Raw genomic sequence first — 12,774 nt, 5'->3', positions numbered from 1 at the left:
TTTAGTATGGAAACATCTTACTTAATCAAATTATTAAAAGAGATCAGTAACATTATGGCTGAGAATAAAGATAAGCTGATCGAGATGGACGGAATCGTTGGTGATGGAGACTTAGGTCTTACAATGTCCGATGGATTTAAAGCAGCATACGATGCAGTATCTGACGGAGCAATCGCTGATGCAGGAAAACTGTTATTTGCAGCAGGAAAAGCAATGGCGAATAAAGTTCCTTCAACAATGGGATCTTTAATGGCAACTGGTTTAAAACAGGCTGGAAAAGATTTGAAAGGAAAAGAAACATTAGAAGATGCTGATGTAGTACAGATCTTTGCTTCTTACGAAGCGGGAGTTGCGAAATTAGGTGGAGCAAAGGTTGGAGATAAGACATTCCTTGATGGCCTTCATCCAGCAGTAGAAAGCTTACAGGCTTCTTTAGCAGCAGGAGAATCTTTGGCAGATATGGCAGGGAAAGCCGCTGATGCAGCAGAAGAAGGATTCAAAGCTACTACAACTATGTTAGCAGTTCACGGACGTGCTGCAACAAGAGGAGAAGCATCCAGAAGTCTGGAAGATCCAGGAGCTAAAGTAGCATCTCTGATCATGCAGGCATTTGCAAAAAGTTTATAATCACTTATAAAATATATAAGTAAGAAAAACAGCACATTGTAATAGAAATATTATGATGTGCTGAATTTTTACAATGTTTTATTGTATAAATACAAAAATAAAAGCTGATACAGGAGGATATAGCATGTTAAATTTTCAGTATTACACACCAACAAAAGTAGTCTTTGGGAAAGATGCAGAACTTAAAGTTGGACCATTAGTGAAGGCAGAGGAATGTAAGAAAGTCCTTGTCCATTACGGAGGACAGAGCGCAAAAAGATCTGGGCTTTTAGACAGAGTCTGTGAAGCATTAAAGGATTTTGATATTGATTATGTAACACTTGGTGGTGTTGTGCCGAATCCACATTTATCAAAAGTATATGAAGGAATCGAATTGTGTAAAAAAGAAGGTGTAGACTTCATTCTCGCGGTAGGTGGAGGAAGTGTTATTGACTCTTGTAAAGCAATTGCCTATGGACTTGGAAATCCAGATGTTGATGTATGGGATCTGTTTACGGGAAAGGCAACACCTAAGACATGTTATCCATTAGGAAGTGTCTTAACGATCGCAGCAGCAGGAAGCGAGATGAGTAATTCTTGCGTTATCACAAATGAAGAAGGCTGGTACAAGAAGGCACTGGATACAGATCTTGCAAGACCTAAATTTGCGATCATGAATCCAGAGATCACATATACATTACCAGATTACCAGACACAATGTGGATGTGCTGATATTATGATGCATACAATGGAACGTTATTTTGTATTAGAAGATACAATGGAGATCACAGACAAGATTGCACAGGACGTTATGAAAAATGTTATGAAATATGCAAAGATTCTTAAAAAAGATCCGAAGAATTATGAAGCGAGAGCTGAGATCATGTGGTGTGGTTCTCTGTCACATAATGGACTGACAGGATGTGGAACCTGTGGAGGAGACTGGGCAACACATCTGATCGAACATGAATTAGGTGGAATGTTTGATGTAGCTCATGGAGCAGGACTTGCAGCAGTCTGGGGAAGCTGGGCAAGATATGTCATGGATGAGAAACCAGAACGATTTGCACAGTTTGCAGTCAATGTTATGGGCGTTGAAGAATGTGAAGATATCAAGGCTACAGCAATCAAAGGAATCGAAGCTGTGGAAGATTTCTATAGAGAGATTGAGATGCCAACAAATTTAAAAGAACTAGGAATTGATCCAACCGACGAGCAGATCAAAGATATGGCAATGAAAGCAACTAACAATGATACACAGCAGCTGGGAGCATTTAAGAAATTATCAGCAAAAGATCTGGTAGAAATTTATACAGCAGCAAAATAAAATCATGTACCAAACAAAAGAAAACCATGTATCTATAGAAACGCATATATAATTTACAAAAATTATATATGTATTACGAAAAAGGAATTCCTGATTACTTTCTCTTGTAATCGGGAATTCCTTTTGTTGTTTTAATATGCAGCCATCTCTTCGATAGCTTGTTTTTCGATAATCGTTATCAGATGTTCATTAAATAAAGCCTTCGTTGCATAAGTATTTGGCAGACGTTTGCAATATTCAGAAAGAACGAGATGAATCTCATCCATACTGTCATTGTTTGGTGAATCATCAAGTGCCGTTAATGAAAGATAATAACATTGATTGTCAGGATCTTTATATAAAGTACTTGCAACATTATAATCACTTAACAGTTTTGCTGCAAAAGCAACGTCATCAAGAGAGGTAAAGGCAAAAATACCAACTCCTGTATCAGCAAGAGCATGTTTCATATCATTATTGATATTTGATGACATTGCAGTTTTGCCGAGTCCAGAAAGAAAATCTGGAAGATCAGCTAAGACATCATCGTCAGAATCTGTTATTGATCCGCCAAGCAGACCTTTTGGTAACTTTTTATAATGTTCACGGAAATCTTCTGGGTTATCCACTCTTGTGATCACAAGGATCAGACATTCTTTGGATACAGGAATTGCTTCTACCATCAAAGGATTATCTTCATTCGTCTCAAAACCAAGTTCAGTAGCAGCTTTGTTCATTAATTCCCGGAACAATCCTTTCGCCTTTTCAGAGCCAAAGGCAAGTTCACTTAACAGAGTTTCCTTTCCTTCTAAGTCTTCTTTATTTAAAGTACATCGGATTTGATTATCACTGATACGTTCTATTTTCATAATCATCACTCCTTTACTACTTTGATGTTATTATAGTATTACTTTTGCGACGTGTAAAGCTTTTTCAAGAAATTTACAATTTTATCCATAAATGCCTTGAAATAATTTCCAATTATGTATATAATTACATTATGTCGCGACAAGACTTACATTTGGAAACAGTGCGGAATTTTTATATACCACAAGTAACACTGAACGATGTAAGAGATCACTTTTTTAGAATTCAGGAAGATGATCTAATATGCAAGTAACAATTAACATCTGTTTATGATGATTGGAGGGCAGGAATGACAAGTCATGATGAATTATCTTATTACCTGTCACAGGGACTGGCAATCCGTGTAGACGGCATTACAATAAGTGATGCAAATCTGGAACATCTAAATCTAATACTCAATGAAGATGATTCTTACATGAAAGAGTATGTCAACGATCAGGAAGGAGAGATCTACGCCATAGAATATCAGAAAATCAAAGAATAATATGCAAAGAGTATAGCGAGCTGGGAGATTAATTTCCCAGCTCATTCTTATTATATTCTGATAATAGTATATGATTACTAATTATAAAAATATATTTATTTGTTATTTATATAAGTTATAATTCCATCAACGATACATTTCACAGCCTTTTGTTGATATTTATTATTTTGAAGTGCTTTTAATTCCTCTGGATTTGATAAAAAGCCACATTCTACAATAACGATCGGATAAGGATTATCCTGAAACAGATAATACTGGTCATTTGCTTTTACTTCCCGGTGATTGGTAGGATCAAGTCCCTTGATCAAAGCTGACTGGATGGAATCTGCTAACTGTTTTGATTTCTCAGACCCTTGCGGATAGAAAACCTGTGCCCCATGGACATCACTGCTTGGATAACTATTCTGATGAATACTGATCACAGCCAAAGGATCATTTTCAAAAATAATTCGTTTTCGATTTGCAAGATCACTTCTTTTTTGATTTTCTTTTGAATCTGAAAGATTATAATCCCCATTTCTAGTCATATATACTTTAAAATTTTTCTTTTCCAGAAGTTTTTGCAGTTTAAGTGAAATGGAAAGATTGATGTCCTTTTCTAAAATATTGGGATTTCCGACTTTCCCAGGATCCGAACCACCATGACCTGCATCAATGCATATGATATTTTGATTTTTGATAGTTTGAGCAACAAAAATAGGAAATGTAATAGAAGAAACAGATAATAAAACAACGATCAGCAAAACACCCCAAAAAACAAAACGATGTTCTTTGCTCATGAGAAATCATTCCTTTTCTTCTTATTATATTCTGATAGTGAGCCATATAATACAGCCCTTTCTTTTTTTACCATTTAATGATATAATAAATCCAAATGGCTATGTTTCATCCATAACATTGAATCAAAGTCAGGAGATAAAAAAATGGAAACAAAACTTGTAAAAATTAATAATATGGAAGATTGCAAAAAGGACATGGAAGAAGCCGGAAGACTGATTAAAGAAGGCGAACTTGTAGCATTTCCAACAGAGACTGTCTATGGCCTTGGAGGTAATGGATTGTTTCCTGATGCGGCAAGAAAGATTTATGCAGCAAAAGGAAGACCTTCCGATAATCCATTGATCCTTCATGTATGTGATATGCAGATGGTAGAATCTCTGGTTAAGGAGATTCCAGATAATGCAAGACGTGCGATGGAACATTTCTGGCCGGGACCTATGACGGTAATTTTACCGAAAGCAGACCAGGTACCAGATTGTGTCACAGGTGGACTTGATACCGTAGCGATCCGTATGCCGGATCATCCCATAGCTCTTGAACTGATCAAGAAATCAGGAGTGCCAATTGCAGCACCAAGTGCGAATACATCTGGTCGTCCAAGTCCGACAAAAGCAGAACATGTGATGGAAGATCTTCATGGAAAGATTCCGATGATCTTAGATGGGGGAGCTGTTTTAGTAGGAGTAGAATCAACGATCATTGATTTTACAGATACAGTGCCAGTAATTTTAAGACCAGGATGGATCACGAAGGAGACCATGGAAGATTTTCTTGGATGTGAAGTACTGATGAATACATCCCTAAAAGCAAGTGACCACGGAGTGCCAAGAGCTCCAGGAATGAAGTACAAACATTATGCGCCAAAGGCAGAAATGGTGCTTGTACTAGGTGAGGACCAGGAGAAGGTTGTAAATTATATCAACAAACTAGCCAGAGAACAAAAGGAAAAGGGAAAAAAGATAGGAATCATTGCATCGGATGAGACAAAAGATCTCTATGAGGCAGATGAAGTTGTTTCTGTAGGACAGAGAGCACATCTTGAGACAGTGACAGCACATTTATATGATGTATTAAGAGAATTTGACCATAAGGATGTAGATATGATCTATTCCGAAGGTTTTGAGGGAGAACCTTTAAGTGAAGCGATCATGAATCGTATGGTGAAAGCAGCAGGACATGAAATCCTCCGTATTTAAAGAAGGAGAATATTTTGAAGAAAATAATAATGGTAAGTACGAATAATACGTGCCGAAGTTTCATTGCTGAGTCGCTTCTTCGACAGCTTCTTCTGGATGCACACCAGAAGAATATTGAAGTAATCTCAAGAGGCTTAGTCGTATTATTTCCAGAACCGGTCCATGTTAAGGCAGCGGACATGGTAATACAGAAGTGTGGAATTGAAAGTCTTGATTTTCAATCGGCACAGCTTACACAGGAAGAAGTAGAACAAAGCGATCTGATCTTAACCATGACGGAAGAACAGAAAGAGAAGATCTTAGAAGAATATCATGGTTATAAAGAGATTGCGACATTGAATGAATATGCCAGTGTGGAAGGTGCGATCATTGATCCATATGGTATGGAAGATGACGACTACGAGCGCTGTTTTGAACAGATTGCTCGTTTAGTTAAGAAAATATGGGAAGAAAGATTAGGAGGAAACGAAATGATAGGTATTGGTAGTGATCACGGTGGATATGCATTAAAACAGGCAGTCATCAAGCATCTGGAAGACAAAGGATATGCAGTAAAGGATTATGGATGCTATTCTGAAGAATCTTGTGATTATCCTGTGTATGCAAAAGCAGTTGCAAATGCAGTTAAAGACGGAAAAGTAGAAAAAGGAATTTTAATTTGTGGAACAGGAATCGGAATTTCTATCACAGCAAATAAGATCAAAGGAATCCGTGCAGCACTTTGCAGTGACACATTCAGCGCTCATGCAACAAGAGAACACAATGATGCAAATATCCTTGCAATGGGAGCACGTGTTGTTGGAGAAGGATTAGCACTTGATATTGTTGATACATTCCTTGAGACAGAATTCTCAAATGATGAAAGACATATTCGTCGAATCAACCAGATTGAAGACTAAGAGTCATACAAAGATCATATAGACGATATATAAATATAGAAGACATTCAGGAAAGCAAATGATAAAATTTGTTACCTGAATGTCTTTTTTTGCATACAATTTTAATTAAGAGTAAGCAAAAATAACAGGAAAAATTTATCATATCTTAACACAACTAAAAATGACTAACTGTCATTTATAAATACCGCAAATCCTTGTGTTTTGGTGTTTTTTACTAAAATTTAACGTACTTATTTGTAAGTATTAAACAAAAAACAAACACAATCTTAACGCAAAAAGAATTGACAAATAAAAATTAGAGGCATAAAATAGCATGCAGAACAAGGGTGTTTACGATGTATTGTGTAGGCACTCTTTTACTTTTGAAGAAATTACCCCTTGGATTTCTTCAAAAGAATAAAATTAAAGAAGGTGAGGAGAAAATGGGTTCATTGGGAGATTATCTGATGGAAGAGCTCTCACTTAAGACAAGCTTTACGATCCCCATCGGCGGAGGTATTCCAGTACCACAGTCAGCCGTAACGACGTGGGTGATCATGGCGATCGTAGTGTTGCTCTGCATCATATTCGTACGGAACCTGAAAGTCATACCAGAAGGACCGCAAGTTTATGTGGAAGCCTTAGTCGGTTTCATCTATAACTTCATCGGTGGTCTGGTCGGCAAAAAAGGGAAACGTTACATACCGTTTCTTGGAACAATTCTGATTTATCTTGCGTGTGCAAATATTTCGGGATTTTTCAGAGCGAAGCCGCCAACGAAAGATCTGAACGTTACCGCAGGATTAGCGATCATCAGTTTGTTTTTGATCATATATTCTGGAATCCACGAGAAAGGATTGAAAGGATATATCCACAGTTATGTGGAACCTATGCCAATGATGGCGGCCATTAACATCCTTGAATTATTTACAAGACCGTTATCACTGTGTATGCGACTTTTCGGAAATGTCTTAGGAGCATTCGTTTTAATGGAACTGATCACACATATCGCACCAGCGATCGTGCCATTGCCATTTAGTTGTTACTTTGACTTTTTCGATGGATTATTACAGGCATATGTATTTGTATTATTAACATCACTGTTTATCAGTGAATCAATTGAGTAAAAGGTATCTGGACAGATACACAAATTACAAATTTAATTTTTATTTAAAAGGAGATTAGAATCATGGGATTAGCAGCTATTGGAGCAGGAATTGCAGTATTAACAGGTTTAGGAGCAGGTATTGGTATCGGTGTTGCAACAAACGGAGCACTTGGAGCAATCGCAAGACAGCCAGAAGAAGCTGGAAATATCAATAAGACATTATTACTTGGTTGTGCATTAGCCGAAGCTACATCAATTTATGGATTAGTTGTTGCGATTCTGTTAATTGTAATGAAATAGAAGTAGGAGGCGGAAGATATGTTTCTGAAATTAGATTGGGGCATTATCTGGCCGATCGTCAACATTGTCGTATTTTATCTCTTGCTTAGAAAATTCTTATTTGGTCCAGTCAGTGAGGTCATGGAGAAAAGAAAAAAAATGATCTCAAGTGACTTAGATGATGCAGCACAGACGAAAGCTGAAGCAGAAGAGATCAAGCAGGAATATGAGAAAAACCTTGCACAGGCAAAGGATGAGGCAGGACAGATCGTTTCCGACGCAAGAGCAAGAGCCAAGAATGAATACCAGAATAAGATGGATCAGACAAAAGAAGAGATTGCTCTTATGAAAGAAAATGCCCGTAAAGATATTGAAGCTGAGAAACAAAAGACGATCGCAGGTCTTCAGACAGAAATCGCAGGGATCGCACTTATGGCAGCTTCCAAAGTTGTGGAAAAAGAAGCAGATGACAAAGGCAATGAAAAGCTTTTAGATGATTTCCTGAAAGAGGCAGGTGTCTAGCATATGAAGAGAATTTCCATGACGTATGGACAGGTATTGTTTGAACTTGGAATGAAAAAGGAAAGCTTACAAAAAGCACAGGACATGCTTCATGAAAATAAGGAACTTTTAAGGGCACTGGAAAATCCAATGATCACAAAAAAAGAAAAAGAAAATGTGGTTGATAAGTTATTTTCCGATGATCTTAGGAGTTCCTTGAAAATAGTATGTGACAATGATGATATTGATTGTTTTGACGAGGCAGTTGAGTATTACGATGAATTAAAACGTAAGACAGACAAGATCATCAAGGCAGAGTTTGACTATGTGACAATGCCAAAAGACGAACAGTTAGAGAGAATCAAACAGTATCTTATGAAACAGTATCAGGCAGATGAAGTAGATCTTACTTTAAAAGAAGACAAAGATTTAATCGGTGGTTTCATGCTGAAAGTTGGAGACCATGTTTATGATAACAGCCTGAGTGGTAAAATGAGAAAATTACAGCAGAAACTTACATGGAGGTGAGAATCAGGTGAGCAGTATCAATCCAGAAACAGTCGTTTCTGTATTAAAAGATCAAATTGAAAATTATGACCAGAAAACTGAGGTCAAAGAAGAAGGAAGAATCATTCAGATCGCAGATGGTATTGCAACAGTCTATGGAATGGACCAGGCAATGTATGGAGAGCTTGTTGTATTTGAAACAGGTGTCCATGGACTTGTATTGAATGTTGAAAGAAACTGTATCGGTTGTGTTTTACTTGGTTCCGATCATGGATTAATGGAAGGATCTAAAGTAGCAAGAACCGGAGTACAGGCAGATATCCCGGTTGGAGATGCTATGATCGGACGTGTCGTTAATGCGATCGGAGAACCAATCGATGGAAAAGGTGAAATTAAAACTGACGAGAGAAGACCAATCGAACATGAGGCAGCAGGAGTTATCGACAGAAAATCTGTTGACCAGCCATTACAGACAGGTATCTTAGCGATCGACTCTATGTTCCCGATCGGACGTGGACAGCGTGAGCTGATCATCGGTGACCGTCAGACAGGTAAAACATCGATCGCAGTTGATACGATCTTAAATCAAAAAGGACAGGATGTTATCTGTATTTATGTAGCGATCGGACAGAAAGCATCAACAGTATCACAGATCGTAACAACATTAAGTAAACATGGTGCTATGGATTACTCTATTGTAGTATCCGCATCTGCAAGTGACCTTGCATCTTTACAGTACATTGCACCATATGCAGGAACAGCAATCGCAGAGCACTTTATGCATCAGGGAAAAGACGTTTTGATCGTATATGATGATCTGTCTAAGCACGCCGTTGCTTATCGTGCAATTTCCTTACTGCTGGATCGTCCACCTGGACGTGAAGCTTACCCTGGAGATGTATTCTACTTACATTCAAGATTACTAGAACGTTCTTGCCGATTAAGCGATGAACTTGGTGGTGGATCTATCACAGCATTACCGATCATCGAGACACAGGCAGGAGACGTATCCGCGTACATTCCTACAAACGTAATCTCTATCACAGACGGACAGATCTTCCTTGAAAGTGAGTTATTCTTCTCCGGTGTAAGACCAGCGGTCAATGTTGGACTTTCTGTATCTCGTGTAGGTGGAGCAGCACAGACAAAGATCATGAAGAAAGTAGCCGGAAACCTTCGTATTGACTTAGCTCAGTATCGAGAACTTGAGGTATTTACACAGTTTAGTTCAGACCTTGACGATGGAACAAAAGCAACATTAAATTATGGATCTCATCTGATCGAACTGTTAAAACAGCCATTGTACCATCCAATGGCATTACATAAACAGATTTTACTTCTGTTTGCAGCAGGTCATAAGATGTTAAATGATGTTCCAGTCAAAGAATTAAAGGCAGAGACAGAAGAAATGACAGCATTCTTTGAACAGAAATATCCAGAGACAGTGAAGAAGATCGACGAAGGCAAAGTCTTAACAGATGACATTGCAAAAGAGATCCAAGAGGCGATAGAAGCCTATTTAAAGTAGGTGATCACTATGGCAAATATCAGAGAAATTAAAACAAGGATGAACAGTATCGAAGATACATTAAAGATCACAAATGCGATGTATCTGATCTCATCTTCCAAATTAAAGAAAGCAAGAAAGCAGTTAGATGCCACAACTCCATACTTTGAAATGCTTCAGGCATCTCTGCTTGATATCATGGCACATACGCCAGATCTTCAGCACATTTTCTTAAACAAAAGAAAGAAAGAACATCCAAAAAAAGGATATCTTGTGATGACTGCAGACCGTGGACTTGCCGGGGCCTATAATCATAACATTACAAAAATGGCAGAAGAGAATATTAATGAAGATGATAAACTGTTCGTGATTGGATATATGGGACGTAACTATTTCGGACGAAGAAATGCAGCCCAGATGGACGAAGATTTCTTCTATACAACACAGGATCCTACGATTTATAGAGCAAGAAGAATTGCCGAGAAACTGATCGAGGAATATGTATCAGGAGAACTTGATGAAGTCTATATTATTTACACAAAGATGATCACATCCATTACCTCAGAACCAACGATGATCCGTGTGTTACCGTTAAACCCAGATCAGTATGAGTTTGCAGGCAAAGGAAAGAGATCACATATGACAGAATTTCAGCCATCTGTAAAGGCGGTACTTGACCGCCTGGCACCAAACTATATCAAAGGACTTGTCTATGGTGCGATGGTAGAATCATTTTCCAGTGAATTAAACGCCAGAATGATGGCGATGGAAGGTGCAAGCAAGAGTGCGAGAGAAATGATAAGATCACTGGGACTTATGTATAACCGTGCTCGTCAGGCATCGATCACTCAGGAGATCACTGAGGTGTGTGCCGGAGCTAAATCATTAAAGAAAGAGTAACAGTGAAGGAAGGGAAATAAAATGGAAAAAGGAAAAATCGTACAGATTCTTGGTCCAGTAATCGACGTAGAATTTGAAACTGAACAGCTCCCTTTGATTCATGACGCCTTGACCGTTGTTAATAAAGGAAAAGAAGTTGTTATGGAAGTAGAACAGCATATGGGTAATCGTACTGTACGCTGTATCTTATTAGCAGCCAGTGAAGGACTTCACAAAGGAATGGAAGTCACAGCAACTGGTGGACCAATCAAAGTTCCAGTCGGAAAACAGACATTAGGACGTATGTTTAACGTACTTGGAGAAGCTATCGATAAAGGAGAGCCTGTTGAGACAGAAGAAAAATGGGCGATCCATCGTGAACCACCAAAATTTGAAGACCAGAGTCCTGTTGTAGAAATGTTTGAAACAGGTATCAAAGTCATCGACCTTTTAGCACCATATGCGAAAGGTGGTAAGATCGGTCTGTTCGGAGGTGCCGGAGTCGGTAAGACAGTCTTAATTCAGGAACTGATTCATAATATTGCAACAGAACATGGAGGATACTCCATCTTCACAGGTGTAGGAGAACGTTCAAGAGAAGGAAATGACCTCTGGAATGAAATGACAGAATCTGGAGTTATCAAAAATACAGCCTTAGTGTTTGGACAGATGAACGAGCCACCTGGATCTCGTATGAGAGTTGCCCAGACAGGACTTACCATGGCAGAATATTTCCGTGATCAGGAAAAACAGAACGTGTTATTATTCATCGATAACATTTTCCGTTATGTACAGGCAGGATCAGAGGTATCTGCTCTGTTAGGACGTATGCCATCTGCTGTAGGTTATCAGCCAACACTGGCAAATGAAGTCGGTGCTTTACAGGAACGTATCACATCCACAAAGAACGGATCTATTACATCCGTACAGGCAGTTTATGTGCCAGCCGATGACTTAACAGACCCAGCACCAGCAACAACATTTGCCCATCTGGATGCAACAACTGTATTATCAAGATCAATTTCTGAACAGGGTATCTATCCAGCTGTAGATCCACTGGAATCAAGCTCACGTATTCTAGAGCCAGATGTTGTTGGAGAAGAACATTACGAAGTAGCAAGACGTGTAGAAGAAGCACTTCAGAGATACAAAGAATTACAGGATATCATTGCAATCCTTGGTATGGAAGAATTAGACGAAGAAGACAAGATTACAGTATATCGTGCAAGAAAGATTCAGAAATTCTTATCACAGCCATTTAGTGTAGCAGAAACATTTACAGGAATTCCTGGTAAATACGTTCCTGTCAAAGAAACGATCCGAGGATTTAAGGCAATCCTTGATGGAGAAATGGATGAATATCCAGAACAGGCCTTCTTAATGGTCGGAACAATTGATGATGTAAAGGAAAAGGCAAAAGAGGTGATGTAAATGGCAGAAACCTTTTATTTTGAGATCATTGCCAGTGACAAAAAGTTCTACAGTGGAGCCTGTGAACATGTCATTTTCCCAGCAGTCGATGGACTTTACGGAGTATTAGCAAACCATGAAGACACAGTAACAGCTGTAGTCGCAGGAGAACTTCGTTTTAAAGTTGATGGAGAATGGAGAGTCTGTGTTGTCGGAGAAGGATTCGCAGATGTTACCAGAGATTTCGTGGTTATCGTGGTTGATACCGTGGAACGTCCAGAAGATATCGACATCATCCGTGCAAGAGAAGCCAAAACAAGAGCCGAAGAACGAATGAAACAGAAACAGAGTCGTTTGCAGTATTATCATACGCAGGCTGCATTGTCTCGTGCGATGGCACGACTGAAAGTTACATCAAAGTATGTAAAGAAATAATCTACAAATATAGCTAATAAAACTCAAGTCA

Annotated in this window: 15 protein-coding genes; 13 read left to right on the top strand and 2 right to left on the bottom strand. The window is 38.5% G+C overall.

All coding sequences use genetic code 11. The features are described from left to right. Positions 1–6 precede the first annotated feature (6 nt). Complete coding sequence (locus tag OCV53_RS00950; protein WP_055196304.1) at positions 7–627, top strand: DAK2 domain-containing protein; 621 nt, start codon at positions 7–9, stop codon at positions 625–627. Positions 628–751: 124 nt separating this feature from the next. Beyond that, positions 752–1,933, top strand: coding sequence for an iron-containing alcohol dehydrogenase (locus OCV53_RS00945; protein ID WP_055196303.1), 1,182 nt, complete (start codon positions 752–754; stop codon positions 1,931–1,933). Between the two features lie 131 nt (positions 1,934–2,064). On the opposite strand, the gene OCV53_RS00940 is transcribed toward OCV53_RS00945, so the two are convergent. Continuing rightward, complete coding sequence (locus OCV53_RS00940; protein WP_242852077.1) at positions 2,065–2,781, bottom strand: adaptor protein MecA; 717 nt, start codon at positions 2,779–2,781, stop codon at positions 2,065–2,067. 287 nt (positions 2,782–3,068) lie between these two features. Here OCV53_RS00940 and OCV53_RS00935 point away from each other — a divergent pair, with 287 nt between their 5' ends. Further along, a complete protein-coding gene (locus OCV53_RS00935) occupies positions 3,069–3,263 on the top strand; it encodes a hypothetical protein (protein WP_008393951.1) in 195 nt (64 codons plus the stop codon). A gap of 95 nt (positions 3,264–3,358) precedes the next feature. Here OCV53_RS00935 and OCV53_RS00930 read toward each other — a convergent pair whose 3' ends face one another. Then, positions 3,359–4,042 carry an N-acetylmuramoyl-L-alanine amidase gene (locus OCV53_RS00930; protein WP_055196301.1) on the bottom strand — a complete coding sequence of 228 codons (684 nt, stop codon included), beginning with the start codon at positions 4,040–4,042 and terminating at the stop codon, positions 3,359–3,361. Between the two features lie 144 nt (positions 4,043–4,186). Here OCV53_RS00930 and OCV53_RS00925 point away from each other — a divergent pair, with 144 nt between their 5' ends. From OCV53_RS00925 to atpC, 10 genes are all read left to right on the top strand, one after another. Then, entirely contained in the window at positions 4,187–5,239 is a 1,053-nt protein-coding gene (locus OCV53_RS00925; RefSeq protein ID WP_055196300.1) for an L-threonylcarbamoyladenylate synthase, read from the top strand. A gap of 14 nt (positions 5,240–5,253) precedes the next feature. Then, on the top strand, positions 5,254–6,138 hold the full coding sequence (gene rpiB, locus OCV53_RS12230; RefSeq protein WP_276571700.1) for a ribose 5-phosphate isomerase B: 885 nt from the start codon (positions 5,254–5,256) through the stop codon (positions 6,136–6,138). Positions 6,139–6,560: 422 nt separating this feature from the next. Then, positions 6,561–7,244, top strand: a complete 684-nt coding sequence (locus OCV53_RS00910; RefSeq protein WP_055196299.1) for a F0F1 ATP synthase subunit A — start codon at positions 6,561–6,563, stop codon at positions 7,242–7,244. A gap of 62 nt (positions 7,245–7,306) precedes the next feature. After that, positions 7,307–7,525, top strand: coding sequence for an ATP synthase F0 subunit C (atpE, locus tag OCV53_RS00905; RefSeq protein WP_008393988.1), 219 nt, complete (start codon positions 7,307–7,309; stop codon positions 7,523–7,525). 18 nt (positions 7,526–7,543) lie between these two features. After that, complete coding sequence (gene atpF, locus OCV53_RS00900; protein ID WP_055196298.1) at positions 7,544–8,026, top strand: F0F1 ATP synthase subunit B; 483 nt, start codon at positions 7,544–7,546, stop codon at positions 8,024–8,026. Positions 8,027–8,029: 3 nt separating this feature from the next. Next, positions 8,030–8,533 (top strand): ATP synthase F1 subunit delta, encoded by a 504-nt coding sequence (gene atpH, locus OCV53_RS00895; RefSeq protein ID WP_070097200.1) that lies wholly within the window; start codon positions 8,030–8,032, stop codon positions 8,531–8,533. Positions 8,534–8,540: 7 nt separating this feature from the next. Next, positions 8,541–10,040, top strand: a complete 1,500-nt coding sequence (gene atpA, locus OCV53_RS00890) for a F0F1 ATP synthase subunit alpha (RefSeq protein ID WP_055196296.1) — start codon at positions 8,541–8,543, stop codon at positions 10,038–10,040. A 9-nt stretch (positions 10,041–10,049) separates the two neighbouring features. Beyond that, positions 10,050–10,919 carry an ATP synthase F1 subunit gamma gene (atpG, locus tag OCV53_RS00885; protein ID WP_055196295.1) on the top strand — a complete coding sequence of 290 codons (870 nt, stop codon included), beginning with the start codon at positions 10,050–10,052 and terminating at the stop codon, positions 10,917–10,919. Positions 10,920–10,940: 21 nt separating this feature from the next. Then, positions 10,941–12,329 (top strand): F0F1 ATP synthase subunit beta, encoded by a 1,389-nt coding sequence (gene atpD, locus OCV53_RS00880; RefSeq protein ID WP_055196294.1) that lies wholly within the window; start codon positions 10,941–10,943, stop codon positions 12,327–12,329. Next, on the top strand, positions 12,330–12,743 hold the full coding sequence (gene atpC / locus OCV53_RS00875) for an ATP synthase F1 subunit epsilon (protein WP_055196293.1): 414 nt from the start codon (positions 12,330–12,332) through the stop codon (positions 12,741–12,743). Positions 12,744–12,774: the final 31 nt, after the last annotated feature.

The organism is Anaerostipes amylophilus (genome assembly GCF_025567365.1).
Classification (GTDB): Bacteria; Bacillota; Clostridia; order Lachnospirales; family Lachnospiraceae; genus Anaerostipes; species Anaerostipes amylophilus.
The sequence above is the reverse complement of the archived record's forward strand: the minus strand, read 5'-3'. Positions and strand labels throughout refer to the sequence as shown.

What these genes read in the sequence shown, in the direction of transcription:
- OCV53_RS00950 (WP_055196304.1), top strand. Translation starts at nt 7, where the DNA reads ATGGAAACATCTTACTTAATCAAATTATTAAAAGAGATCAGTAACATT.
- OCV53_RS00945 (WP_055196303.1), top strand. Translation starts at nt 752, where the DNA reads ATGTTAAATTTTCAGTATTACACACCAACAAAAGTAGTCTTTGGGAAA.
- OCV53_RS00940 (WP_242852077.1), bottom strand. Translation starts at nt 2,781, where the DNA reads ATGAAAATAGAACGTATCAGTGATAATCAAATCCGATGTACTTTAAAT.
- OCV53_RS00935 (WP_008393951.1), top strand. Translation starts at nt 3,069, where the DNA reads ATGACAAGTCATGATGAATTATCTTATTACCTGTCACAGGGACTGGCA.
- OCV53_RS00930 (WP_055196301.1), bottom strand. Translation starts at nt 4,042, where the DNA reads ATGAGCAAAGAACATCGTTTTGTTTTTTGGGGTGTTTTGCTGATCGTT.
- OCV53_RS00925 (WP_055196300.1), top strand. Translation starts at nt 4,187, where the DNA reads ATGGAAACAAAACTTGTAAAAATTAATAATATGGAAGATTGCAAAAAG.
- OCV53_RS00910 (WP_055196299.1), top strand. Translation starts at nt 6,561, where the DNA reads ATGGGTTCATTGGGAGATTATCTGATGGAAGAGCTCTCACTTAAGACA.
- atpE (WP_008393988.1), top strand. Translation starts at nt 7,307, where the DNA reads ATGGGATTAGCAGCTATTGGAGCAGGAATTGCAGTATTAACAGGTTTA.
- atpF (WP_055196298.1), top strand. Translation starts at nt 7,544, where the DNA reads ATGTTTCTGAAATTAGATTGGGGCATTATCTGGCCGATCGTCAACATT.
- atpH (WP_070097200.1), top strand. Translation starts at nt 8,030, where the DNA reads ATGAAGAGAATTTCCATGACGTATGGACAGGTATTGTTTGAACTTGGA.
- atpG (WP_055196295.1), top strand. Translation starts at nt 10,050, where the DNA reads ATGGCAAATATCAGAGAAATTAAAACAAGGATGAACAGTATCGAAGAT.
- atpD (WP_055196294.1), top strand. Translation starts at nt 10,941, where the DNA reads ATGGAAAAAGGAAAAATCGTACAGATTCTTGGTCCAGTAATCGACGTA.
- atpC (WP_055196293.1), top strand. Translation starts at nt 12,330, where the DNA reads ATGGCAGAAACCTTTTATTTTGAGATCATTGCCAGTGACAAAAAGTTC.